Source organism: Dialister sp., assembly GCF_051885895.1.
GTDB lineage: Bacteria > Bacillota > Negativicutes > Veillonellales > Dialisteraceae > Dialister.
Genome location: NZ_JBJEXP010000033.1, coordinates 6,655 through 31,582 on the forward strand (window position 1 = coordinate 6,655; position 24,928 = coordinate 31,582).

21 protein-coding genes are annotated in these 24,928 nt (G+C 51.7%); 19 read left to right on the forward strand and 2 right to left on the reverse strand.

All coding sequences use genetic code 11. The annotated features are described in order from the left end of the window. Positions 1-79 precede the first annotated feature (79 nt). Complete coding sequence (locus ACI4N7_RS02555; protein ID WP_439731804.1) at positions 80-2,578, reverse strand: EAL domain-containing protein; 2,499 nt, start codon at positions 2,576-2,578, stop codon at positions 80-82. Here ACI4N7_RS02555 and ACI4N7_RS02560 point away from each other — a divergent pair. The 14 genes from ACI4N7_RS02560 (at position 2,577) to ACI4N7_RS02625 (ending at position 19,864) form a co-directional block, all read left to right on the forward strand. Continuing rightward, positions 2,577-2,819 (forward strand): hypothetical protein, encoded by a 243-nt coding sequence (locus tag ACI4N7_RS02560; RefSeq protein ID WP_439731805.1) that lies wholly within the window; start codon positions 2,577-2,579, stop codon positions 2,817-2,819. The two genes, ACI4N7_RS02555 and ACI4N7_RS02560, sit on opposite strands and share 2 nt — an antisense overlap. A gap of 241 nt (positions 2,820-3,060) precedes the next feature. Next, a complete protein-coding gene (locus ACI4N7_RS02565; RefSeq protein ID WP_439731806.1) occupies positions 3,061-4,425 on the forward strand; it encodes a PTS ascorbate transporter subunit IIC in 1,365 nt (454 codons plus the stop codon). Positions 4,426-4,797: 372 nt separating this feature from the next. Then, the gene (ileS, locus tag ACI4N7_RS02570; protein WP_439731807.1) at positions 4,798-7,641 is read left to right on the forward strand and encodes an isoleucine--tRNA ligase; all 2,844 of its coding nucleotides are present in this window, start codon (positions 4,798-4,800) and stop codon (positions 7,639-7,641) included. Between the two features lie 380 nt (positions 7,642-8,021). Next, positions 8,022-9,380: an adenylosuccinate lyase gene (purB, locus tag ACI4N7_RS02575; RefSeq protein WP_439731808.1), complete on the forward strand. Its 1,359-nt coding sequence runs from the start codon at positions 8,022-8,024 to the stop codon at positions 9,378-9,380. 297 nt (positions 9,381-9,677) lie between these two features. After that, on the forward strand, positions 9,678-10,616 hold the full coding sequence (locus ACI4N7_RS02580) for a dipeptidase (RefSeq protein ID WP_439731809.1): 939 nt from the start codon (positions 9,678-9,680) through the stop codon (positions 10,614-10,616). Positions 10,617-10,843: 227 nt separating this feature from the next. Then, positions 10,844-12,433: an ABC transporter substrate-binding protein gene (locus tag ACI4N7_RS02585; RefSeq protein WP_439731810.1), complete on the forward strand. Its 1,590-nt coding sequence runs from the start codon at positions 10,844-10,846 to the stop codon at positions 12,431-12,433. 243 nt (positions 12,434-12,676) lie between these two features. Beyond that, a complete protein-coding gene (locus ACI4N7_RS02590) occupies positions 12,677-13,699 on the forward strand; it encodes an ABC transporter permease (protein ID WP_439731811.1) in 1,023 nt (340 codons plus the stop codon). After that, the gene (locus ACI4N7_RS02595) at positions 13,696-14,574 is read left to right on the forward strand and encodes an ABC transporter permease (RefSeq protein WP_439731812.1); all 879 of its coding nucleotides are present in this window, start codon (positions 13,696-13,698) and stop codon (positions 14,572-14,574) included. Before ACI4N7_RS02590 ends, ACI4N7_RS02595 begins: the two co-directional genes overlap by 4 nt. Before the next feature lie 5 nt (positions 14,575-14,579). Next, positions 14,580-15,557, forward strand: coding sequence for an ABC transporter ATP-binding protein (locus ACI4N7_RS02600; protein ID WP_439731813.1), 978 nt, complete (start codon positions 14,580-14,582; stop codon positions 15,555-15,557). Position 15,558: 1 nt separating this feature from the next. Beyond that, positions 15,559-16,377 carry an ATP-binding cassette domain-containing protein gene (locus ACI4N7_RS02605; protein ID WP_439731814.1) on the forward strand — a complete coding sequence of 273 codons (819 nt, stop codon included), beginning with the start codon at positions 15,559-15,561 and terminating at the stop codon, positions 16,375-16,377. Positions 16,378-16,549: 172 nt separating this feature from the next. Then, a complete protein-coding gene (locus tag ACI4N7_RS02610; RefSeq protein ID WP_439731815.1) occupies positions 16,550-18,001 on the forward strand; it encodes a serine hydrolase in 1,452 nt (483 codons plus the stop codon). A gap of 52 nt (positions 18,002-18,053) precedes the next feature. Then, positions 18,054-18,545, forward strand: coding sequence for a GNAT family N-acetyltransferase (locus ACI4N7_RS02615; RefSeq protein WP_439731816.1), 492 nt, complete (start codon positions 18,054-18,056; stop codon positions 18,543-18,545). A 206-nt stretch (positions 18,546-18,751) separates the two neighbouring features. Further along, on the forward strand, positions 18,752-19,213 hold the full coding sequence (locus ACI4N7_RS02620) for a hypothetical protein (protein WP_439731817.1): 462 nt from the start codon (positions 18,752-18,754) through the stop codon (positions 19,211-19,213). 180 nt (positions 19,214-19,393) lie between these two features. Continuing rightward, a complete protein-coding gene (locus tag ACI4N7_RS02625; protein WP_439731818.1) occupies positions 19,394-19,864 on the forward strand; it encodes a MarR family winged helix-turn-helix transcriptional regulator in 471 nt (156 codons plus the stop codon). A 194-nt stretch (positions 19,865-20,058) separates the two neighbouring features. On the opposite strand, the gene ACI4N7_RS02630 is transcribed toward ACI4N7_RS02625, so the two are convergent. Continuing rightward, positions 20,059-20,784, reverse strand: a complete 726-nt coding sequence (locus ACI4N7_RS02630) for a gamma-glutamyl-gamma-aminobutyrate hydrolase family protein (protein ID WP_439731819.1) — start codon at positions 20,782-20,784, stop codon at positions 20,059-20,061. Between the two features lie 312 nt (positions 20,785-21,096). Here ACI4N7_RS02630 and ACI4N7_RS02635 point away from each other — a divergent pair, with 312 nt between their 5' ends. From ACI4N7_RS02635 to atpB, 5 genes are all read left to right on the forward strand, one after another. After that, positions 21,097-22,167 carry a glycosyltransferase family 4 protein gene (locus ACI4N7_RS02635; RefSeq protein ID WP_439731820.1) on the forward strand — a complete coding sequence of 357 codons (1,071 nt, stop codon included), beginning with the start codon at positions 21,097-21,099 and terminating at the stop codon, positions 22,165-22,167. Positions 22,168-22,239: 72 nt separating this feature from the next. Then, positions 22,240-23,382: a non-hydrolyzing UDP-N-acetylglucosamine 2-epimerase gene (gene wecB / locus ACI4N7_RS02640; protein ID WP_439731821.1), complete on the forward strand. Its 1,143-nt coding sequence runs from the start codon at positions 22,240-22,242 to the stop codon at positions 23,380-23,382. A gap of 102 nt (positions 23,383-23,484) precedes the next feature. Beyond that, positions 23,485-23,721, forward strand: coding sequence for an AtpZ/AtpI family protein (locus ACI4N7_RS02645; protein WP_439731822.1), 237 nt, complete (start codon positions 23,485-23,487; stop codon positions 23,719-23,721). A 1-nt stretch (position 23,722) separates the two neighbouring features. Next, complete coding sequence (locus ACI4N7_RS02650; RefSeq protein ID WP_439731823.1) at positions 23,723-24,103, forward strand: ATP synthase subunit I; 381 nt, start codon at positions 23,723-23,725, stop codon at positions 24,101-24,103. 42 nt (positions 24,104-24,145) lie between these two features. Next, a complete protein-coding gene (gene atpB, locus ACI4N7_RS02655) occupies positions 24,146-24,808 on the forward strand; it encodes a F0F1 ATP synthase subunit A (protein ID WP_439731824.1) in 663 nt (220 codons plus the stop codon). Positions 24,809-24,928: the final 120 nt, after the last annotated feature.

Sequence of the window (24,928 nt, forward strand, 5' to 3'; positions counted from 1 at the left end):
CGCCAGGGGGCACTATGGGTGCTGGACAGTGACCCCATTGGCGATACCACCACCCTCTGAACCCTTCAAACTTTCCGGTTTACATTTCTTTCTCCATCCATTCCCGGCAGAGTTCCAGCATGGGTTCCCGGAAGTCCTTATAGCTCATGAAGGAGAGCTTGACGGTATAGAGGAAAGTGCGGAAGCCCGTATTGGGCACGGTGATGATGGTGTGCACGGACCATTGGTATTTCCCGTTCCCGCCCAGGGTACGGAAGACGCTGGTAGCGGTGCCGTAGGGATCTCTCCGAAGAAGCCGGTAAATGTGGCTCTGGGCCATGAAGCGGCGGTAGCGGGGGAGGTCGTCGGGATAGATCTGGGTTTCGTAGTCACTGTAAAGCCGGCGGAGGCCTTTTCTCTTTGCAGGAAGGTACTTCCTGAAGGGGGTGTTGGAAATGATAGGAGACGCACTGTCTTCTTTCAGGTCCAGCACCGTAATATTCTGGTAGAGGTAGTACAGGTTCCGGAGAATGCCGTCCAGATTGTCGGATTCCTGTTTTTCCAGGCTGATGGTGATATTGGACAGGTGCACCTGGAAGAGGTGGCGGTCTTCTCCTGCCAGGGTGGAAATATGGCGGCCGGCAAGGTGCATGTACCGGTTGTTCTTCGGATAGGTTATGGTCTGGGAGCCGCCGGAGGCAAGGAGGTTTTTGAGGAAGGCGTGGATATTCCGGGCCAGGGAGGAGGAGGGGCTGTTCAGCTCTTCTTCCGAATGGGCGGGCGAAGCGGCTCCTCCGGAAGCCAGGGCTTTCCGGAATTTATGGTTCGCAAAGAGGTAGGAAATCTTTCCTTTGTTCCATTCGACCAGGGCCATGGACTCATCGGTGAGGAAATCAATATTTCCTACCGGGTTATAGTAGTTCTTCAGCGCCCGGTCTTCCACCAGCCATCCCTTTTCGCGGATGCAGTCTTCCAGCTCGGAAAGGAGCATGGGCTTTCCATAGTACCAGCCCTGGATTTTCTCGCAGCCAATGGAGCGGATGAAGAGCATCTGTTCTTCTGTTTCCACCCCTTCTACCAGGGTGTGGATGCCGATGTCCTTGGCCATGCGCACGGTGGACTTGATGATGTCCTTGGCTTTTTTGGTAAAACTGGAAAGAAAGGCCATATCGATCTTGATTTCATCGAAGTGATAATCCTTGAGCACGTTGAGGGAAGAGTAGCCGCTGCCGAAGTCGTCCATCCACATTTCATAGCCGGCGTCCCGGAATTTGTTTATCTGGGTGCTGATGCTGACGCCATCCTTCACGAAGACGCTTTCCGTGATTTCTACGTGGATCATGTGATGGGGCACCCTGTACTTACGCACAATGGCATCCACTTCCTCAAAAATGGAGCCGCTGTAGAAATCGATGCGGGACAGGTTGAAGGAAATGGGAATCACCGGAAGACCGGCATCCATGCGCTTCCTGTATATGCGGCAGATTTCCTCCAGCACATAGAGGTCCAGCTTCTGTATCTGCCTTGATTCTTCCAGGGCGGGAATGAAATCGGCAGGAGAAAGGAGTCCATATACCGGGTCCACCCAACGGGACAGGGCTTCTGCGCTGGAAAGACTGCCGGAAATGGAGCGGATCACCGGCTGGAGGTAGATTTGGATGTATTTCTTGTCCATGGCCTCCTGCAGATGGTCCATGACATAACTCTTGATGAATGCTTTCTTGCCGATTTTCTCGGTGTAGCCCTGCAGATGGAGCTGGTAATTATCCCGGATGCTGTCGGCAGCGGTCTTGGCCAGGTCGCAGGCTATTTCCGGTTTCAAGGAGTCGTCGGCCATGACGTAGAGACCGAATTTCACAGCCAGGTCCACGTCTTCCCGAAGGGCCATGATTTCCCGGTAAGCCTTGTCAATCCGCTCTTCTACACCGGCTTTGTCCGTAAGAATGGCAAAATGGTCATCGGAGAAACGGGAGATGAGGGAATTGGGAAAAGCGGTCTTCAGGATGTGCGCTGTTTCCGTGAGAAACTCATTGCCCCGCTGACTGGAGTAAAGAAGATTGTACATACGGAAATTGTGGATATTCATGTACAGCATGACCTTCCTGTCTTCATTCTGTGAGGGAACAGAGAGGAGGAGAGACGCTTCCTTCAGGAAACGGGTCTGTCCGGGAAGGCCGGTAATTCCGTCGATATCATGGAGCACATACTTGGCGTTGCTGTCCAGGAAGAATACATAAAAAACGGGTCCGATTTTCGGAAGCGTGAGTCGATGGCCGAATTCCTCCATAGTCTTCACCGTTTTGTCCTTTGTGACGATACGGTAATTCACGTAATCAAACACATCGGTGCCGGAAGAAATCTGCCGCTTGATATCCTTCTCTACCTTCTCCACATCATCGGGATGGACGAGACCTTTAAAGGAACCGCCGGTGACTGCCATGAAATCATCCATATCATGACAGCCGAATATATGAATCAGCCAGGAATTGGCATAAAGAATTTCTTCTTTTTCATCAGCCCTGTATACAAGAATACCGCCGGGCATGCCGTCCATGGTATGCTGGAGAATGGATTCATAGGTGGATGCATCTGTCTTCATGAAAAACTCCCAAATGAATAAAAATGCAAAAGAAAAAATAAATGAAAATGACTTATTGTATGAAAAGAAGTTTGTTTACATAAATAATTTTCTGCTTCCTGATCAGAACGGAAGCAGAATCAGTACTATTATAAATCGTTCGAGAAATAAAAGAAATGGAGAAATTCCGTTTTTCCATAAAATGACTGCAAATGATTATGAGATTCATGGCAAAATTGTCTCCTTTAAAGTTGCATTATAGTGAATTTATATAAATTTAATTAAAGAACGGTTAGCATTATTAAATGGCCGGCGGAGATTTTTCATTTCCATTTTTCCGGATTCCGGGCAGTGCGGGCCGGATTCCATTGATGCTTTCCCCGGAAATTCTCTTGACGGGCAGACAGGGAAAGCGTAAAATCTAGTTTGTTTTTACTTTATTTATTATTTTATACATATAGGAAGGCATTGGCATTAGGAAAGGCAAAGGGTAAGGGCAGGTCATGGGTATTCTGGATATTCTGGTGGATGTGGTCAAGCAGCCGGCACTGATTGTTGGTATTTTTTCTTTTATCGGTCTCCTGGCACTGAGGAAACCGTTTCACAAGGTGCTGACAGGCACCCTGAGGCCGGTGCTGGGCTATATTATGATGATGGCCGGCGCCAATATCATTGTGGCCAACTTGGATCCTCTGGGACAGATGATTCATGAAGGATTCCATATCACTGGTGTGGTGCCGAGCAACGAGGCCATTGTGGCTTCTGCCTCCCGCCTTCTGGGCACGGAAACCATGTTCATTCTGGTGGCTGGTCTGATGATGAACCTGGTTATTGCCCGGCTGACAAAGTTCAAATATGTCTTCCTCACTGTGCATCACAGCTTCTTTATGGCCTGCCTGCTTTCGGCGGTGCTGGGCACCATCGGCCTTTCGGGCATTGAACTGGTGCTGGCCGGCGGATTCCTGCTCGGCGCCTGGAGCTCCATTTCTCCCGCCATCGGACAGAAGTATACGAACCGCGTCACCCACGGAGATCATATTGCCCTGGGCCATTTCGGCAGCCTGGCCTACTATATTTCCGCCTGGGTGGGCTCTCGGGTAGGAAAAGCGGAAGATAACATCGAAACCCTGGAAATTCCGGAGAAGTGGGCATTCCTGAAGGATACCACCGTTTCCACCGCCCTGACCATGATTGTGTTTTTCCTGCTGGCAGCCTTTGCGGCAGGCTCTGACTTTGTATCCACCATTTCCCACGGCATGTCTCCTGTCATTTTCGCAGTGATGGCGGGCCTGGAATTTGCGGTGGGCGTGGCAGTGGTCAGCGCCGGTATCAATATGATGCTGGGCGATCTGATTCCCGCCTTCAAGGGCGTTTCTGAAAAGGTCATTCCCAATGCGGTGCCGGCGGTGGACTGCGTGGCCTTCTTCAACTATGCTCCTACAGCCGTGGTGCTGGGCTTTGTATCCTCATTCATCGGCGGCGTGCTGGGCATGCTGATTCTGGGCTTTGCCGGCGGTGTGCTCATCGTTCCGGGACTGGTAGCTCATTTCTTCTGCGGTGCGGCAGCCGGCATCTTCGGCAATGCCACCGGCGGAAGACGGGGCGCGGCAGCCGGAGCCTTTACCAACGGCCTTCTCATTACCTTTGCGGCAGCCCTTCTGATTCCTGTTTTTGAAGGACTGGGCTTTAAAAATACCACCTTCGGCGATTTTGACTTCAATGTGGTAGGCATGGTCCTGTCCATGGCCTATCACTTCCTGGGAACCTTCGGCATTTACGGCGTCATGGCCCTGGTGCTGGTGGTGCTGGTGGCTCCGAATTTCATGAAAACAAAGCACAGGGTCATTAACCAGGACGACGATGAGTGAGGAAACGGAGTGCCTCCGGGAGGCCGGGTGCGGTGAATCTTCCGGGTCCGGGACCGCGCAGCAGTCTCATTCCAAATATCCCCTTGACTTACTGTGCGTTGAAAAGTAAAATATAAAAATACTGACAGGCGTGGATGAAGACGTTCTGCGCAGGCTGATTCCAAAGAGAGCTTCCATCCGGTGAAAGGAAGCGTTCAGCGCGCGGAAGGATCACTTCGGAGCTTCAGGGAAGAAAAGCCCTGACGGGACATCGTTAACTGTACCAAGTGGCCGAAAGGTCATGAGGGTGGTACCACGGGAAATTGATTCTCGCCCCTTGCGGGCGGGAATTTTTTATTTTGGAAATCTCTGATTTCCATAGGAGGAATAAGAATGGATTACAGCAAGACTTTACATCTGCCTGAGACAGATTTCCCCATGCGCGGCAACCTTCCGAAGAAGGAACCGGGCTTTGTTGAATTCTGGAAAGAACATGACCTGTATCATGCCAGACTGGAAAAGAGGAGAAAGGACGGTGCTCCTTCTTTCGTCCTTCATGACGGACCTCCCTATGCCAACGGCAAGATTCATATCGGCCATGCGCTGAACAAGACCCTGAAGGATATCATCCTCAGATACAAGCATATGGCAGGTTATGAAGCCAACTATATTCCCGGCTGGGATACCCACGGACTGCCTATTGAATATGCGGTACTGAAGGATTCCGGTGAAGACAGAGCCAATATGACACCGCTGGAACTCAGAAGAAAGTGCCTGGCTTATGCCAAGAAATGGATTGCCATCCAGAAGGCTGATTTCATCCGCATGGGCGTAGTCGGCGACTTTGATCATCCCTATCTCACCTTTGATCCCCATCTGGAAGCCAAGGAACTGGAAGTCTTTGGCGAAATGGCCAATAAAGGCTATATCTATAAAGGCAAGAAGGCTGTATACTGGTGCCCTCACTGCGAAACGGCACTGGCTGAAGCAGAAATCGAATACAAGGACAGAAAGTCTCCTTCCATTTATGTAAAATTCCCGGCAGTGGACGTGAAGGGCCTTGCTCCGGAAGGCGTACCGAAGGAAAAGCTCTTTGCCGTTATCTGGACCACCACCCCCTGGACCATTCCGGCCAATGAAGCCATCTGCGTAAATCCGAAATTCACCTATGTATGGGTTCACAATAAGGCAGCCGATGAATACTACCTCATGAACAAGGAACTGGCACCGAAGGCCCTGGAAGAATGCAAGGTGGAGGATTATGAATTTGCAGGCCGTGAAATGACCGGCGCTGACCTGGAACTGGCTACCTTCCATCATCCGCTCCTGGATCGTCTTTCCTATGTGCTGGAAGGTAATCACGTTACTCTGGATGCCGGTACCGGCTGCGTACATACAGCTCCGGGACATGGCGTCGACGACTTTGAAGTCTGCCAGGATTACCGGAATAAGGGCAAGCTGGATCTGCCCATCATCTGCCCGGTGGATGAAAAAGGCAGAATGACGGCGGAAGCAGGCCTCGGCCTGGAAGGAAAGACCATCTGGGAAGCAGAAGGCCCGGTGATTTCCGCTCTGGCTCATGCCGGCATGCTCCTTGGAAAGAAATCCCTGCATCATCAGTACGCTCACTGCTGGCGCTGCAAGAACCCCATTATCTACAGAGCTACGGAGCAGTGGTTTGCATCCATTAATGATTTCCGCGACAAAGCGCTGCAGGCAGTGGATGATACCCGCTTCATTCCTTCCTGGGGCCATGACCGCCTGTACAACATGATCCGCGACCGTCAGGACTGGTGCATTTCCCGCCAGCGTTCCTGGGGCGTGCCGATTCCTGCTTTCTACTGCGATGACTGCGGCAAATGGGTCATCACACCGGAAACCATGAAGAAGGTAGAAGAAATCGTAGAAAAAGAAGGCACCGACGCATGGTGGTCTCACAGTGCGGAAGAACTTCTTCCGGAAGGCTTCAAGTGCCCTCACTGCGGCGGCACCCATTTCCACAAGGAAAAGGACATCATGGACGTATGGTTTGATTCCGGCTCCACCTGGAACGGCGTTCTCCGCTATCCTCACAAGGAATGGGAAGGCGTAAAGTATCCCTGCGACCTGTATCTGGAAGGCTCCGACCAGCACCGCGGCTGGTTCCATTCCTCCCTGCTCTGCTCCGTAGCCGTCAACGGCCATGCCCCCTATAAGGCTGTGCTGACCCATGGTTTCACCATGGACGGTGAAGGACGGAAGATGAGTAAGTCCGTAGGCAACGTAGTGGCTCCGCAGGACGTCATCAACAAATACGGCGCCGATGTCATGCGTCTGTGGATTTCCTCCGTGGACTATCAGGGAGATGTCCGTCTTTCCGATAAGATCATCAAGTCCATGAGCGATGTGTACAGAAAAATCAGAAATACCTTCCGCTACCTCCTGGGCAACCTCTATGACTTTGACCCGAAGAAGGACAGCGTAGCCTATGAAGATATGGAAGAACTGGACCGCTGGGCACTGCTCCGGATGGAACAGGTGAAGGAAACGGTGCTCAAGGCCTATGAAGACTATCAGTTCCATGTCATGTACCATGCAGTTCACAATTTCTGCACCGTGGATCTGTCCTCCATTTATCTGGACATCCTGAAGGACCGTCTGTATACGGAAAAGGCAGATGGCAAGCTCAGAAGAAGCGCCCAGACCGCCATGTATGAAATCCTGACCACCCTGGTGCGTCTGGTGGCTCCGGTGCTCTGCTTCACTTCCGAAGAAGTATGGCAGGCTCTTCCGAACAAGGAAGAAAGAGAATGGTCCGTCCATATGGCAGATATGCCGAAGGCCAATGAAAAGTACCTGGACAAGGCACTGGATGAAAAATGGAAGAAACGGCTGGCTGTGAGAAGCGTAGTCACCAAAGCACTGGAAGAAGCAAGACAGGCTAAGACTATCGGCCATCCGCTGGATGCAGAAGTCACTGTCTATGCTGATGGCGATGCATTCAAAGTGCTGAAGGAAATGGAAAAAGAACTGGCTGATTTCTGCCTCGTATCCCAGGCAAAGATTGTAGAAGGCACCGCCTCTGCACCGGAAACGGCAGCTTCCAATGAAGAAGGTACTGTTAAGTGCTCCGTAGCTGTCTGCACCCTTGAAAAGTGCGAACGCTGCTGGAAACGCACCCCCGATGTAGGACAGGACGCTAAACATCCGCATGTATGCGCACGCTGCGCCCATGTACTGGAAGAAATGGGAGAATAATATAGCGTAATCAAAAAAGAGCTGTGAAAATGATGTTTCACGGCTCTTTTTTCGTGGGATGAAGTGAATTAAGAATTAAGAAGGGAGAATTGTGGTGCGGCTCCTTAAATGTTTGAAAGGAGCCGGAGTTTTGATATTAGCGTTACGGGGTTAACTTAGAGATGATAGCAGTTGGCAATTATAGCTTTTTCGGGCGGTTCTTCGTCATTTCGAATCGGTCAGCCAACAATAGCAAGGCCTCTTATTGGGCAGGCTAGGGCCAATATTTGCGCCTGACCTGCATATAAAGACGCTTGCCATTTACCATTTCTACTATAAAGCATATAATATGTAATATAAATAATATAAATATAGAACGTTGAGTCCACAGGAGGCACTACATGAATTCTTTTATCATTGATTCCACTCTTTTCAAAGACCAGGTGGGTACCGAAGAGATGCGCGCTGTATTTTCCGATGAGCAGATGATGCAGAACTGGCTGGACAGCTGGGCGGCTCTGGCGGAAGCGGAGGCGGAAGTGGGCATCGTGCCGAAGGAAGCGGCAGAGGTGATCCGCGCCCATGCTCATTATGAAGAAATGGATTTTGATGCGGTGAGAAAGCAGATGAAAGTGGTGGATCATCCGCTCATGGCGCAGATTGAAGAATTTACCCGTGTCTGCGGTCCCAAGGCGGGCGGCTGGATTCACTGGGGCGCTACTACCCAGGACATTATGGATACAGGTGTGGTACTTTCCCTGAAAAAAGCCTATGACATCATCCTGCGGGATGCGAGGGTCCTTTTGAAGGAAGCACTGGAAAAGGCAAAAATCTACAGAAACCTTCCTATGGCAGGCCGTACCCACGGACAGCATGCGGTACCTATTACCATGGGATACAAATTCGCCATCTGGGCTGATGAATTTGGCCGGTCTCTGGAAAGGCTGACGGAAGGGAAAGACCGGTTCCTTATGGGACAGCTTTCCGGAGCGGCAGGGAGCCTGGCTTCTCTGGGAGATCAAGGTTTGGAAGTACAGAAGCGGTTCTGCCGGATTCTGGGTTTAGCACAGCCCACCATTACCTGGCATGTAGAACGGGACGGCTACGGAGAACTGGCTTCTGACCTGGCTATTCTGGCAGGCACCATTGGAAAAATCGGCAATGAAATCATCAACCTGGAACGGACGGAAATCGGGGAAATCGAAGAAAGCGATGCAAAAGGACGAATCGGCTCCTCCACCATGCCCCAGAAGCGGAACCCCATGACCTGCGAAAACATGGTGGCCAACGTACGGGTCATCCAGAATGACGCTTCCCTGGCACTGCAGGCCATGATCCAGGAGCACGAAAGAGACATGACCTTCTGGCAGTCCGAATGGGTCTACCTCCCGGAAATGTGCATCCTTCTGGCTGGCACCATGGATATGATGAAACGGGTTTTCCTCTCCATGGTGATCCACGAAGACAGGGTCAAAGAAAATCTGTACAGCACCCACGGCCTCATCATGGCGGAACGGTGCATGCTGGAGCTGGGCAAGACCCTGGGCCGGCTCACTGCCCATGATATCCTCCACAGCGCCTGCACCATTGCTTTCAAAGAAAAAAGGCCGCTGGAAACGGTGCTTCTGGAAGACAAACGGGTAACAGACAAACTGAGCAGGAAGGAAATTGAAGAACTGCTGAAGCCGGAAAACTACCTGGGGTCCTGCGGTGCCATGGTAGACCGGGTGGCGGAAAAATGGAAGGACGCCGTAAAGTAATGGCTCCCGTCTGCCGGATAAAGACTGTTCAATTGATGCAAACCATGGTATGATACATACAGTTTCATCATACATACAAAGAGGTACCTGTCTTCGGATAAGGGCCTCTTTTTGTTTTAAGGAAAGCACCGATTCAATGGCAGAATCAAATTTCATATACATTTTTATCCAATGCTGCGTCATAAGCTTCCTTAAATAGACTGCTATTCTCGTCAGCTTATTCATTGCATCGGATAAAAATGCAAAAATAAAATTTGATAACCATTGAATCAGTACTTCCCTTGCGGGGGCGGTACTATGAAATACATTGATTTCCATTGCGATACGATTACAGAACTCCATGATCATCCGGGAAAAGGGTCCCTCCGGCAGAATTCCCTCTATATCGACCTGGAAAAACTGAAAAAAGGAGGATGTTTCATCCAGGACTTTGCCCTGTGGATCGATAAGGCCAAAACGCCTCATGCCTGGCAGCGGTACAAGGATCTGCTGTCTACATTTCAAAAGGAAATAGACACCTGTCGTCAGCAGGTCTGCCCTATCCTCTGCCGGGAGGATATACGGGAAGCGGAAGAGGAGGGGAAAATCGGGGTGCTCCTTTCCGTGGAGGGCGGAGAAGCAGCCGGCGGCAGCGTGGAAAAGCTGGAGACCATGTACAGGGACGGCGTGCGGCTGATGACACTGACCTGGAATTATCCCAATGAAATCGGATTTCCTAACGGCATGGAAGGAAAAGACCGGGGCATTACTCCCAAAGGATGGGAAATCATAGAAGCCATGGAAAGCCTCCATATGATTGTGGACACCAGTCATCTCAATGATGAAGGCACCAGGGAAATCCTCATGACTTCCCATGTGCCGCCGGTAGCATCCCACTCCGATGCCCGGGCTGTCATGCCGCACCGGCGGAATCTGCCGGACAGCCTGATCCGCCTTTTCGGCGATAAAGGGGGACTGATCGGGCTGAACTTTGCCAATCATTTTGTGGGACCGGAGGAGGTGACCACCCTGGAGGGCATTGTCCGCCATGCACGCCATATCCGTGATGTGGGCGGCATCGATGTGCTGGCCCTGGGAAGCGATTTCGACGGCATTGAGCCGAAGCTGGAACTGAAGGACGCCTCTGAAATGGGCCGGCTGGCAGAGGCCCTGGAAAAGGGCGGATTCAGGGAAGCGGAAATCGAAAAAATCTTCTGGTGGAACGGAGAACAGTACCTGGAAAATGTGCTGAGATAGAGGCAGGGTTGTAACCGGCGGCATTTCGGACGCTTTTTTCTCTGCTGAGCCCTTTTCAATTTCCTATTTACAACTTCATACTTATCCGCTATACTGTATACATATTGATATAAAGACAACGGAGCCCTTTTTACCGCATCGGTAAGAAGGGCTTTTGTGTCTTTCATGGCAAAGAGGCTGCACTCATCCCGGATGACTGCGGCCTTTTTCAGTAAGGGGGAGAGACTATGAAAAAACTTCTGAAAGCTGTGCTTACAGGTTCACTGCTGGGACTTACGGTTCTCGGGTTTGCCGGCTGCGGCGGAGGACAGTCCGGAAGTTCTTCCGGCGGCGCTTCCGTGCCGAAGGATACCATCGTAGTAGGCATGTCGGTGGATCCGGAGACCCTGGACCCGGCTGTCACCATGGACAATAAAGGATGGCAGATTACCTATCCCGCCTATGAACGGCTGGTGAAATACAAAGTGGTAGACGGCAAGGCCACTACGGAAGTGGAGCCTTCTCTCGCCAAGTCCTGGACTGTCAGTGACGATGGACTGACATGGACATTCACCCTGGATGAAGGCCATAAATTTGCGGACGGCTCTCCCGTGGACGCCAAGGCAGTGAAATTCTCCATTGAACGAGTGCAGAAAATGAAGAAAGGGCCTTCCGATTATTTCAAAGTAGTAAAATCCATAGAAACACCGGATGACAAGACCGTCGTTTTCCAGCTGGATAAGCCGTTTGCTCCCTTCCTCTATACCCTGGCGGTGAATGGTTCTTCCATTGTGAACCCGAAGGTTATGGACCAGGCCAAGGATAATGATATGGGATCCTCCTATCTGGCTACTCACACCATGGGCTCCGGCGCTTATGAAATCACTTCCTACACGCCCAGCCAGTCCATCAAGCTGGATGCGCAGAAGAACTACTCCGGCAAGGCGCCTGCCATCAAGCATATTCTTTTCAACAGCATCAAGGATCCCTCCGCACAGCGTCTGCAGCTGGAAAAAGGAGATATTGATATTGCCGAAGGCATTCCCATGGATCAGATCGACCAGCTGAAGGACAATAAGGCCATTCATATTTATGAAGATCCGTCCCTTCTCTGCTCTATTGTGTATCTGAATAACCAGAAGCTCCCCACCAGCAACAAAGTATTCCGCCAGGCTCTTTCCTATGCCATTGACTACAATGCCATCATTGACGGCGCCGTGAAAGGCAGGGGCCAGCAGCTCACCAGCGCCGTGCCGGAAGGCATGTGGGGCAAGGACGAATCCATCAAGGGCTACTCCTACAATCTGGACAAGGCTAAAGAGCTGCTGGCAAAGTCCGGTGAAAATGTGACGGAAATCAACCTCCTCTACTCCGGCCATGCAGCCTTTGATGAGGCGGAAGCCCTGATTATCCAGAACAATCTGCAGCAGCTGGGCATCAAGGTGAACCTGGAAAAGGTGGCCTGGGCTACCTTCCGCCAGAGAGCGGACAAGGGAGATTTCCAGATGGCTCTGGGCACCTGGAGTCCGGACTACAGTGATCCCCAGTTCTTCCTCTCCTACTGGCTGGATTCCTCCTACTGGGGACTGCCGGGGAACCGTTCCTTCTATAAGAATGATGAAGTAGACAGCCTTCTCCGGGAGGCCGAGGTCATGACCGATAAAGACGGCAGAACGGACATTTACAAGAAGGTACAGCAGATTGCCTTTGATGACGCTCCCTACCTCTTCCTCTTCCAGACCAAGGTACTGACACCCATGAGAGCCAATATCAAAGGATTTACCTATAACCCCATGCTGGACAGCATGTTTGATTTCGAACACCTTTCCAAAGAATAATTGGCTCTTTCTTTGAAACCGAATTTTCTTAGAAAAAGGACTTTCCCGTAAAGCCCTTTTTCTAGTGGGAGTGTCACTGTGGGCGCCGGTCTGTACTTCCGCAGGCTGACGCGGGTGATGGCTGACGCCTTAACCCCCAGCCCGTAGGGGCTGTCAAAAGGGAGAACCTTTTCTCATGTTTTCGAACTTACAGCCGGCCGCCGTAAGTGTCACTACTGTCCATTTATCATACAAGGAGGGCTTATGATTTCATGGCGATTTATATTTCAGAAACTCATGCATCTGATCCTTGTTTTTATTGGCGTTTCCATTGTCACGTTCTGCATTTCCCATGTCATCCCCGGGGATCCGGCCCGTATGCTGGTGGGACCCCATGCGTCTCCTGAAACGCTGGAAGCGGCCCGTCAGTCTCTGGGACTGGATAAGCCGGTGCTGACCCAGTATGTCCTGTATATGGAAGGACTGGCCCATGGGGATATGGGCATATCCATCCGCACCCAGATGCCGGTATCGGGAGAGCTGGCCCGGTATTTCCCCGCCACTCTGGAGCTCACCCTGGCAGCTATGGTGATTGCCGTACTTTTCGGCATATTCCTGGGCGTGCTTTCCGCCGTTCATCGGGACAGCTGGATTGATCATGTGAGCCGGGTGATTTCCATGGTGGGTGTATCCATTCCTCTGTTCTGGTCCGGCGTGGTGTGCCTTATCCTGTTTTACAAGGTGATTCCCCTGTTCCCTGCTTCCGGCAGGCTGGATACGTTTCTTACGCCGCCGCCGCAGGTGACCGGGCTCTATGTCATTGACGGGCTGATTGCAGGAAATATGGATGTAGTGATTTCCGCCATTCATCATCTCCTGCTTCCGGCGCTCTGTCTGGCCTATGCCCAGCTGGCCATTATCGCCCGGCAGGTGAGGAGCGGCATGGTGGATGTGCTGGAGCAGGACTATATCCGCACGGCACGGGCCTGCGGCATTCCGCGGCATCGGATCATTTACCGCTACGCTCTGAAGAATGCCCTGATTCCGACGGTCACCATTACCGGCCTGACCATCGGCGAGCTTCTGGGCGGCGCCGTGATTACGGAAACCATCTTCGGCTGGCCCGGCATGGGCAAGTATGTCATGGACTCCATTGCCTATCTGGACTTTCCGGCCATTATGGGATTTACCCTGGTGGTCTCCGTTGGCTATGTGGTGATCAATATGGTGGTGGATATGATTTACAATATCCTGAATCCCCAGATCAGCGGAGGTGATGGCAAATGACCGGTGTAAAGGCGGAGGAAATCAGGGAAGAGCGGGAGTCCTTCCTTCATAAATCCCTGGATATCCTTCTGAAAAACAAACTGACCCTGGCCGGCATGGTCATTGTGCTTCTCATCGTCCTGCTGGGAATTCTGGCGCCTCTCATCAGCCCCTGGGACCCCAATCTCATGAATGTGGCCGGACGGCTCCAGGCGCCGTCTATCCATCATTTCTTCGGTACCGATGAAATGGGAAGAGATATTTTTTCACGGATTCTCTACGGCGCCCGCATTTCCATAACCGTAGGGCTTTCTATTGTCATCATTGCCGCCGTCATCGGCGTGGCCATCGGAAGCGTATCGGGCTACTGCGGCGGCCGGGTGGACAGAATCATTATGGCGGTCACCGATATGATCCTGTCTTTCCCTTCCATGGTGCTGGCTCTGGCACTGACGGCCGCCCTTGGCGTGGGGCTGTTCAATACCATGCTGGCGGTATGTATTGTAAGGATTCCTCTCTATGTCCGCCTCATGCGGGGGCAGGTGCTTTCCCTGAAGGAGGAGCCCTATGTAAAAGCATCCAAAACCTTCGGCGCTTCTCCCTTCTGGATCGTGCTTCATCATATTGTGCCCAACTGCCTGTCGCCGCTCATGGTGCAGATGACGCTGGGCATAGGAGATGCCATTCTGATTGCATCTTCCATGAGCTTTATCGGCCTTGGCGCTCAGCCGCCCATGCCGGAGTGGGGCGCCATGATTTCCACCGCCCGGGTCTATGCCATTGATCAGTGGTGGTATGCGGCCTTCCCGGGCCTCTTTATCCTGGTGACGGTTATGGGATTCAATCTGCTGGGCGACGGCCTCAGAGATATTCTTGATCCCAGAAGCGGAGAGTGACTGCTATGGAAAATGTACTTGAAATTGAACATCTGTCCCTGTCCCTTCCGTCTAAAAAAGGGATGATCCCCATTCTGCACGATGTGAATCTGAAGGTGGGAGAAGGAAAAATCATGGGACTGGTAGGAGAATCAGGCAGCGGGAAGTCCATGACCGCCTTCGCGGTGACCCGGCTTCTCCCCGGTGGAGGCAGGGCGGAACTGGATGGTTCCATCCGGCTCTGCGGAAGGCAGCTTCTCGGCATTAACCGAAAGAGCATGGAGGAAGTGCGGGGACGGGATGTATCCATGATTTTCCAGGAGCCTATGACCTGTCTGAATCCGGTCTTTACCATAGGCACCCAGATGACCGATGTCATCAGAACTCACGAAAAGATTTCAAAGGCGGAAGCGGAAAAGAAGGCTCTTTCCATGCTGGAAGAGGTGCACATACGAAATGCGGAGGATGTGATCCGCTGCTATCCCTATGAACTGTCCGGCGGCATGCGGCAGCGGGTGATGATTGCCATTGCTCTTTCCTGCAAACCGAAGCTTCTCATTGCCGATGAGCCTACGACAGCGCTGGATGTGACAGTCCAGGCCCAGATCCTGTACCTGATCAGGGAGGCCTGCCGGAATCTTCGGACGGCAGTGCTTTTCATTTCCCATGACCTGGGGGTCATATCGGAAATCTGCGACTCGATTTCCGTCATGTATTCCGGCCATATTGTAGAGACCGGTGACACGGCTTCCGTTCTTACCCATCCTCTCCATCCCTATACACGGGCATTGATCGGGGCCCTTCCCAAATTTACGGGGGAGAATACCCATGAGCGCCTCACCGCCATTCCCGGCATGGTGCCGGATCCTTCGGAGAAAATGGCAGGCTGCCGCTTTGCGCCCCGCTGTCCCAGGGCCAGTGCCGCCTGCCGGGAAGCACTGCCTCCTTCGCTGGAAGTCCGGCCCGGCCATAAGGTGTACTGCTGCCATCCTGAGGAGGTGTGACATGGATATACTGGAAATCAGAAACGTGACGAAAACATTCCATACCCGCAGTTTCTGGGGAAAGTCCAGGGAAGTGCATGCGCTGAACGGCGTTTCCCTGACCCTTGCCAAAGGAGAATCTCTGGGCATTGTAGGGGAGTCGGGCTGCGGGAAATCAACCCTGGCAGGTCTTATTATCCATCTCTCGGAACCCACTGACGGGGAAATCCTTCTTTATGGAAAGGATATTTCCCATGCTAAAGAAAGAGAAGTAAAGGAAATCCGCAAAAAGATACAGATTGTTTTCCAGGATCCCTATTCCTCCCTGTCTCCCCGCATGAAGATTGGCGATATTCTGATGGAGCCGGCCCGGGTGATGGGAGAATTTTCCGAGGATCATCGGAAGGAACGGGCGGAAATGCTTCTGGAAATGGTGGGTCTTCGGAAAAGCGTCATGGACCGCTATCCCCATGAATTTTCCGGCGGGCAGCGGCAGCGCATATCCATCGCCCGGGCGCTCATGACCAATCCGGAAATTCTGATCCTGGACGAGCCGACCTCGGCGCTGGATGTGTCCGTCCAGGCACAGGTGCTGAATATTCTCATGGACCTTCGGGAAAAGCTGCATCTGACCTACCTTTTCATTTCTCACAACCTGGCGGTGGTGCGCTATATTTCCGACCGCACCGCCGTCATGCAGAAAGGAAGGATTGTAGAAATGGGGGCTTCCGACGAGATTCTGAGCCATCCGAAGGATCCCTATACCAAAGAACTCATCGCAGCGGTTCCCATGATAGGGAAGCCCTTCGTCCCGCCTGCAAGGATTACGGAACTGGGATGACGGGGAGTGAGATAGTGGGACAGTGAGATAATTTCCGGTTTCCTGTGAGCTGCCGGCGATTGTCCGCTGTCTGCCTGCCGCCGGCCGCAGCCTTCTGCGCCGCTGGCAGAGAAGCCGTACCCCTTCGCACCCAAAGGGCGCGGAACCTTTTTTCAAAAGGGAGGTGCCATTCATGCGCATTGACTATGAAAAACTTTCTGCCCTCATCGGGAAGATGATGGACTATTACAGCATCCCCGGCATGGCCATAGGGGTCATAGACAGGGATGAGGTGCATCTGGACAGCTTCGGCATCCGGGATAAAGAAGGGCATCCCTTCGGAACCGATACCATCAGCGGTATCGGTTCCTGCAGCAAGTCCATGACGGCCATGGCAGTGATGAAATTAATGGAGAAGGGGCTTCTGGATATTGATGCGCCTGTTGCTTCCTATATCCCCGGCTTTGCCCTCTGGGATGAAAAGGCTTCTCTCCAGGTGACGCTTCGGGACATGCTCTGCCACAGGACCGGCGTAGGCGGCCATGACGGCGCCTGGCCGGATAATTCCATTTCCCGGGTGGAGTATCTGAAACGGCTGAAATATCTGGAGCCCAATGCACCGTTCCGTACGCTGGCCCAGTACAGCAATGTCATGTATGCGGCCGTAGGCGGCATCATGGAGGCAGTGAGCGGAAAGAAGTGGGAAACCCTTTTGAAGGAGGAAATCTTTGAGCCTCTGGGAATGGACCGTACCTGCTGTCTCATGGATGAAGCGGCGGCGGATCCGAACTGCGCCATGCCCTTCCGGTGGAACCATGGCCTCCGGGAAATCAGCCGCTGGAATATTGACCAGGCCGGCCCCTGCGGCTCTGTAATGAGTACGGCGGAAGATATGGTAAAATGGCTGGCCTTCCATATCCATGGAGGAAGGGAAGAAGAGGCCTATCTCCTGACGCCTTCGGATTTTCTGGAAATGCACAGACCCCAGATTCTCATGGATTATCCCCATGTGAAAGGGGGAAGGAGCCTGGGGTATGGCTTCGGCTGGCGGATCATGGAATACCATGGCGCGGTGGTGCAGCAGCATACGGGAAAAATAGAAGGGTACAGCGCCTTTCAGTTCTATGTGCCTTCCCTGTCCTGCGGCGCTGTTTTCCTGCAGAATCTCCACGCACCGGACAATCCGCTGATTTTTGCCCTGCAGGGCTTCCTGCTGGACGCTTTTCTGGAAAGGCCGGAAGAGGACTGGTACGGCATGTATACGGAACCCGGCAGAAATCATGCGCCGGAGGATATGTACCATCATCTGGAATTTGACTGTCTTCCCGAAAGCAGCGCAAAGGGTCCCCTGTCCCATGACAGGAAGGAATATGAAGGCACCTATTTCCATCCGGGCTACGGCACCTTCAGGGTGACGGAAAAGGAAGGACGCTTTTATCTGCAGGAAAGGGAGGTCAGGGATCGTCCCATGACCCATCTGTACTACGATACCTTTCGGGTGGACAGGGTGAAGGAGGATACGGATCTGTATACGGTGCCTCTGACCTTTTATGCCGATGATGCCGGACGGATTGCGGGATTTCATCTTCTTCTGGAGCCCAGGGTGCATGCCATCCGCTTTGCAAAGAAAAAGGAAATGGTATAATAAAAAGGTTCCATCAGGAATACAAAAATATTATCCATAAGGAAGGAAACATATGACATCATATACCATCAGACAGGGCAGACTGGAAGATGCAGAAGCGCTGGCGGCAGTGGAAGCGGAGTGCTTTCCTGCGGCAGAAGCGGCAACGGCAGAAGAAATCAGGGAAAGACTGGCCGTATATCCCAACCATTTTCTTCTTCTTTTCAGAGAAGGAAAGCTGGTGGGCTTCATTGACGGCATGACCACCGAAGAAAAGGATCTCCGGGACGAAATGTACGAAAAAGCATCCCTCCATAATGAAAAGGGCGCCTGGCAGATGATTTTCGGGCTGAATACCATTCCTGCCTTCCGCCGGCAGGGCTGTGCGGGACGGCTGATTGAGGCATTCAAGAAACAGGCCAGGGAAGAAGGGAAAAAGGGCATCGTCCTCACCTGCAAGGAGCGGCTGGTTCATTATTATGCATCCTTCGGCTTTGTCAACGAAGGCGTTTCCGATTCCACCCATGGCCATGTGGTGTGGTACCAGATGCGGCTTACTTTCTGAAAAGCCGCAAGCGGCACAGAGAAGAATTCACTATAGAATCTATCTATAAGTGGTGAAAAGAAAAGTACCTCAATATAGATAGTATAGTATATTTCTCCGATTTGGCGTCAAGGGCGGCGGCGTCTTTCTTTCCGGAGGCATTTGCATTATAATTAATACATATAGAATTTGCTATGGATTCCAATTCATAAACGGGGGTTAGATTTATGAAACACCCTATGATAGGAGGCCTTGCCCTTATGCTTTGTCTGCTTCCTGCGGCTGCAGGAGCGGTGGACGGCGGACAGGGGACATCTCTTCCAGATAGGAATGAAAACAGCACAATGCAGTTCTCTTCCGCCTTTTCTTCTGAAGGAACCGCCGGGGAATCTGAATCGACCTTATTCTTTAATGATGGATTCGGACGGATGACAGAGTTTGATATGGTATCGGAAAACCAGGTCATGACCCTGACAATCCGGCAGAATATGAGAATTGTATGGAAAGGCAGCTGCCATGTAAAGGATAATGCTTTCTCCGTAGCCCGCAGAGAGAGCAATGGACAGGTCTATTTCCTCATTACCATGGGAGAACACCGGTATCGTGGAGATATTACCAGAGATGACCGATGGGAGCTGAAGGAAGAAAAAGAAGATTTTTCCGATAAAATTTTGAAAACAGAAGTCTGAGGAATACTTTCTTTCTCGGGATGAAGAATATTGCATCTACCCTTTTGACGATATGTAGGGATTTGGTGTATAATAAATTTAAAAGTCGGACTAAATAGCAGACTGTATGCTATGTGAAATTATATGTTGTGAGATAAATGAAAAAGAATTTCATTGGCGTCTTAGAGTAAGGTGAGAGTTATGAAAAGACAGATTCACTTAAAACCGGATGATTTAAAAGGAAGCGATAAGCTGGGGCTGACCTACAACCTGGGTCAGGCACACAAGATGATGCTTCTCCGTCAATCAGGCATTATGAAGAAGTTCGGCCTGACTGCGCGGCAGTCCCTGATTATTGCCTATTTGTCTACCCATAAAAAAGAAGTGGTAACCCAGAAGACTCTGGAAGAACACCTCCATCTGACCAATCCCACCATTACCGTCATGGTGAAATCCATGATTGAAAAAGGTCTGATCCGTAAGGAACGGGTGCCGGATGATGCCCGGAAGTATCGTCTTTTCATGACAGATAAAGCAAAGCAGGTGGAACAGGCCAGCCGGGAAGCATCCAAAGATCTGGATGAATCCTTCTATGAAGGAATTCCGGAAAGCGACATGCAGGTATTCAAGGGCGTTCTGAGCCGTATCATGAAGAACCTGGACATGGGCTGATTGATTTTCATGCAATGAAAAGAACTGTGAGAGGAAGGGCTCACAGTTCTTTTTTTGTGCCATGTATGGCTGCTGTATGCAGGAAGGTGCAGGCGTTCGAGTTGCCGGGGAAGCAGGCACCTCTTTTGCGCGCTTTGACTGGGCTTTTCAAGCTGCGGCAGAGCCGCAGCAGCTTCCGGGCCCGCAGCCTTCTTTTATTTCATCCGTATGATCCGGTCGGCAAAGGCACGGAAGAAGGGGGCCATCACTGCGTCATCCATATTTTCCGGATGCCACTGCACGGCGGTGATGAGCTCGTTGTCCCGGCTTTCCACCGCTTCAATGACGCCGTCCCGGGCATGGGCGGTTTCCTTCAGAGAGGGAGCCAGCTTTTTGATTCCTTCCCGGTGCCTGGAATTGACGTAAAGGCCGTCGCCAAGAATATCATGAAGACGGCTTCCCTTCTCGATTTCCACGTAATGGGTGGCGACCTGTCCCGGCGCTTTCTGCATATGCTGGATAAAGGCCTTGGGGTTCTGGGTGGGCATGTCCTGCCACAGGGTGCCGCCCAGGGCTACATTCAGAATCTGCAGTCCCCGGCAGATGCCGAGAATGGGCTTTCCCATTTTCAGGCAGGCCCTGATCAGGCCGATTTCAAAGATATCCCGCTTTTCGTAGGTAGGCCCGATGCACCAGAGCGGCTCTTCCCCGTAAAACCGGGGAGACGGATTGGGGCCGCCGGGAAGGACGAGGGCATCAAAGGTTTCGACAAATTCCTCCGGATCCGCATAGGTATCATAGGCCAGAATAATGGGCAGAAGGCCGGCTTTTCCCAGTGAATCCAGCAGGGGGCGGGGCGCATAGTCGGCCATCCGCTGATTGATGGGTTTCATATCGGCCAGAAGTGTATCGGCAGTCACTGCAACGATTGGTTTATTCAAGATGAATTCCTCCTTTTGGGAAAAATATTTTAACTATTATTATAGCAATCATATCATAAGTGAGACAGGGAGGCAGGGAATGCAAGTAAGATAGCGGAAATAGTGAGAGGGCTGTCCGCTTACCGCCTGCTGCCGGACGGGGGCTGCATTCCGGCAGGGACGCCTGCTCAGGCGATTCCGCGGCGAAGCCGCATTCCTGTATACCCGAAGAAAGAGCGCAGAACCCGCAGAACGGGGCCGCTTTTCTTTCACAAATAGCGGCCCATGTGATAAAATAACTTAGAAGTATTGTCTTTTTTAGGAGGTGTTACGTTGTTCGCCTACGCGTTCACGTTTCTGACGGCCCTGGTGGTCACCTTTGTACTGACACCGCTGGTGAAGAATCTGGCCATCCGTATCGGCGCAGTAGACAAGCCGGATGCCAGGAAGGTCCATCACGGACTGATTCCGCGGCTGGGAGGCCTTGCCATTTACGCCGGCTTCATGGTATCTGCAGTGGCAACCATCGGCTTTACCTATGAAATGGTGGGAATCATGCTGGGAGCTACATTCCTTATCATTGTAGGCATTGCGGACGATGTGGTATCCCTGCCGCCGAAGGTCAAGCTTTTGGGGCAGATTATTGCAGCTGCCATTCCGGTGGTTATCTTCAATATTAACATTGACTGGATTCATATTCCCCGTCTGGGAATTATTTACCTGCCGGAAATCATATCCCTGCCTCTCACCATTTTCTGGATTATCGGCTTTGTCAATACGGTGAATCTGATTGACGGCCTGGACGGCCTGGCTGCAGGCATTGCCACCATCGCCTCCATTGCCATTGCCCTTCTGGCATTCCAGATGGGACAGTGGACGGCAGCGGCTGCCATGGTAGCCATGACCGGCGCATGCCTTGCCTTTCTCCAGTATAATTTTAATCCTGCCAAGATCTTCATGGGCGATACAGGCTCCATGTTCCTGGGCTATATCATTGCCGCCGTATCGGTGATGGGCTCCATGAAGACGGCAGCGGCAGCGGTGCTCGTGGTTCCGCTGGTGGCCCTGGCTGTGCCCATTACGGATACCTTCCTTGCCATTATCCGCAGAAAAAGCAGCGGCGTACCGATTTTTTCGCCGGATAAGAATCATCTCCATCACCGCCTTTTAGCCAAGGGGCTGACTCAGAAGCAGGTAGTGCTTATTATGTATGCGCTCACCGCCTTTTTCTCCTTTGTGGCGCTGCTGGTGATTCATCTCCGCACCCTTCTGGGCATTGCCATTGTCGTCATTGCACTTATCCTTTTCATTCTGTGGGCCAGAAAGCTGGGGGTTATGAAAGAAATTGTTCCTTCTCCCTACCAGCTGGAGCATAGCAAAAAAGAAAAAGACAAGAAAAAATAAGATAAGACTGTTCATTGCTGCTTCGCTTTTCAGGGAAGAGAAGCAGCTGTTGATTTTTAAAGAGGGTATATCATGAAAGTAATGACTATTTTCGGCACAAGGCCGGAAGCCATCAAGATGGCACCTGTTGTCAAGGAACTTTTAAAGCATAAGGAAATCGAAACAAAAGTATGCCTCACTGCCCAGCATCGTGAAATGCTGGATCAGGTGGTCGAGCTTTTCGATCTTCCTGTGGATTATGACCTGGATATCATGAAGAGCGGACAGACCCTCTATGATATCACCGCCCGGGTGCTTCGGGGACTGGAAGAAGTGCTGAAGCGGGAAAAGCCGGACTATGTACTGGTGCACGGCGATACTACAACAACCTTTACCGCAGCGCTGGCAGCCTTTTACCAGCAGATCAAGGTCGGCCATGTGGAAGCAGGTCTCCGCACCGGCAACCTCCTTTCTCCCTATCCGGAAGAAGCAAACCGTCAGCTCACCGGCGTCCTGGCCAATGTCAATTTCGCACCTACGGAAACAGCCCGCCAGAACCTGCTGAAGGAAAACAAAAAGGACAGCTCCATATTCGTTGTGGGCAATACGGTGATTGATGCCCTTCTGAATACCGTCAAAAAGGATTACCACTTTGAAGATCCGGAAATTGAAGCCATTGAAGAACATAAGCGGGTGATTCTTGTCACCACCCACCGCCGTGAAAACCTGGGAGACCCCATGCATCACGTGTACCGTGCCCTCCGCCGCCTGGTGGAAGCGGTGCCGGATACGGAGGTGGTATTCCCGGTGCACCGGAATCCCCTTGTCCGCGAGGCCGTTTCCGAAGAACTGGAAGGCGTGCCCGGCATCCATCTGGTAGAACCCATGGAATATGAACCCTTTACCAACCTCATGGCAAGAAGCGCTATCGTTCTCACCGATTCCGGCGGAATCCAGGAAGAAGCGCCCAGCCTGGGCAAGCCGGTGCTGGTGCTCAGGGATACCACGGAAAGACCGGAAGCGGTAGAAGCCGGTACGGTCCGCCTGGTCGGTACAGATGAAGAAAAGGTATTTGATACAGCCTACAGACTTCTGACCGACGAAAAGGAATACAAATCCATGGCCGAAGCGGTGAATCCCTACGGCGATGGACATTCCGCAGAACGTATCGTGGACGCCCTTTTATGGATAGAAGGAATTAGTGACAAAAAACCTACTAAATTTATAGCCAAGTGACAATGGTTATGGTATACTGAGACAGTATAAATGCAATTTTGTGTTTAACGTGCCTGTTTTTGTAAATGCAAATCCGGCTCAGCCGGTCACGGTGGAGAGGATATGGAAAGAAGGAAAGACAGGAAAAAAGGGCCCGATGATTTTGATCCGCTGCACAGCATTGCGGTGGCATCAGGGGCAGGCCTGACCATTCTTGTTTCCATCGGCGTAGGGCTCTGGCTGGGATTGAAGTGTGACGAGTACCTGGGGACATCTCCCCTGGGAGTCATCCTCCTGTCCATCCTGGGAGCTATGTCCGGTATGTATTCGGTGATTAAACAGATTTTGGGAAAGAAATAGCATGAATTTTGATCTGACATTTCCAAAGTATGCATCCCGCATGACAAAGTACCTTCTTGTATTTCTGGCAGCCGGCACGGTTATACTGTTTGCGTGGAAAGGCTGGACCTATGGCGTCGCCTGGGCCCTGGGGACCCTTTTCCATATCATTTTCTATAGATTGATGGTGGTCAAGTTTAACCAGTGGGTTAAAGCTGAAAGGGAGCCGGAATTTATCGGACAGCATCTATTCATGTTTACTACAATGCGGTTCATTCTGGAAATACTATGTGCCCTGGCGGTGATATTCAGCCCGCTGGATATACTTGCCTTTTTAGGTGGCTTACTTACACTGCCCGTCGCGACTCTGGCCGAGCGCGTGGTCGGTTTAATTAAGGAATAGAAACTTTTCTTGACATCCTTGTAAGAGAGAGGGGGTGAGATTATGCATCTGCACACAGGTACACACGCTGTAGAGCAGCTTTTCGGCATGTCTGTCAACATGGACACCATTTTTACTACATGGCTTACAGCCCTTATCGTTTTCATCCTTGTCTTTGCTGCAACCCGGGGCAAATCACTGGTTCCCGGAGGCTGGCAGAACATGGTGGAATGGCTTATTGAAGGTTTGTGCAATCAGTTTGACAGCAATCTGGGACATAAATACCGCCAGGTGGTCAACATCCTTCTGACCTTTTTCCTGTTCATTTTTACGGCCAACCAGATCGGCCTTCTGCCTACGGAACATCTGACTGCTTCCCCTACCAATGATGTGAATACCACACTGGGTCTGGCTATTGCCAGCTCTCTGCTTCTCCACTTCTATTTCATCAAGAATAAGGGTGTGGGACATTGGCTGAAGCACTTCTTTGAACCGTTCCCGGTTTTCGTACTGATGAACCTCATTGAAGAGATTGCAAGGCCGGTTACGCTGGCTATGCGTCTATTCGGCAACATTCTTGCCGGGGAAATCCTGCTGGAAATTCTGTATTTCCTCTGCCCGTGGTTCGTACCTATGATCTGGATTGCTTTCAGTTTGTTTGTCGGAGCAGTTCAGGCATACATTTTCACCACCCTGGCTTCCGTGTATATGAAGGAAAGCCTCTGATTCCGGTGGAGCGCAGCACCGCTGCATAATAAACGGAACGGCACCGTCCGTCCAAACGGCCCAGTCCATCGGCACCGTCCGCATCCGGAAAAAATTTTATGTGATTCTCAGGAGGAATTA